Origin of the sequence: Ruegeria sp. HKCCD6604 (genome assembly GCF_013110635.1) — a bacterium.
GTDB lineage: Bacteria > Pseudomonadota > Alphaproteobacteria > Rhodobacterales > Rhodobacteraceae > Ruegeria.
Genome location: NZ_WVQW01000031.1, coordinates 1 through 1163 on the forward strand (window position 1 = coordinate 1; position 1163 = coordinate 1163).

At 60.9% G+C, this 1163-nt stretch carries 1 protein-coding gene; it reads right to left on the reverse strand.

Going from position 1 to position 1163, the window contains the following annotated elements; all coding sequences use genetic code 11:
* Positions 1-1163 (reverse strand): elongation factor Tu (tuf, locus tag GS614_RS21970; protein WP_171666921.1); only part of this gene is annotated, 1163 nt, incomplete at both ends.

Sequence of the window (1163 nt, forward strand, 5' to 3'; positions counted from 1 at the left end):
TTCGACACAACGCCGGCGCCGACGGTGCGGCCGCCTTCGCGGATGGCGAAACGCAGGCCGTTTTCCATCGCGATCGGCGCGATCAGCTCAACGCCGAACGACACGTTGTCGCCGGGCATGACCATCTCGGTGCCTTCGGCCAGGGTCACGGTGCCGGTCACGTCCGTGGTCCGGAAGTAGAACTGCGGACGGTAGTTCGCGAAGAACGGGGTGTGACGACCGCCTTCTTCCTTGGTCAGGATATAGGCTTCGGCTTCGAACTTGGTGTGCGGGGTCACCGAACCCGGCTTGCACAGAACCTGGCCACGCTCAACGCCGTCACGGTCAACACCACGCAGCAGCGCGCCGATGTTGTCGCCCGCTTCACCGCGGTCCAGCAGCTTGCGGAACATTTCAACGCCGGTGCAGGTGGTCTTGGTGGTGTCGCGGATGCCGACGATTTCAATCTCGTCACCAACGTTGATCACGCCACGCTCGACACGACCGGTCACAACGGTACCACGACCCGAGATCGAGAACACGTCTTCGATCGGCATCAGGAACGGCTGGTCAACCGCACGCTCGGGGGTGTCGATATACTCATCAACAGCCGCCATCAGCTCGCGGATCTTGTTCTCGCCGATTTCCGGGTTGTTGCCTTCCATCGCCGCCAGAGCCGAACCTGCGATGATCGGGATATCGTCGCCGGGGTAGTCGTAGCTGGACAGCAGTTCGCGAACTTCCATCTCAACCAGTTCCAGCAGCTCTTCGTCGTCAACCTGGTCAACTTTGTTCAGGAACACGACCATCTTCGGGATGCCAACCTGGCGGCCCAGCAGGATGTGCTCGCGCGTCTGCGGCATCGGGCCGTCAGCGGCGTTCACAACCAGGATCGCGCCGTCCATCTGCGCCGCACCGGTGATCATGTTCTTGACGTAGTCAGCGTGGCCCGGGCAGTCGACATGCGCATAGTGGCGGTTGTCGGTCTCGTATTCCACGTGGGCGGTCGAGATGGTGATGCCGCGCGCTTTTTCTTCCGGCGCACCGTCGATCTGGTCATACGCTTTGAAGTCACCGAAATACTTGGTGATTGCTGCGGTCAGCGTGGTCTTGCCGTGGTCAACGTGGCCAATCGTGCCGATGTTGACGTGCGGTTTTGTACGCTCAAACTTTTCCTTTGCCAT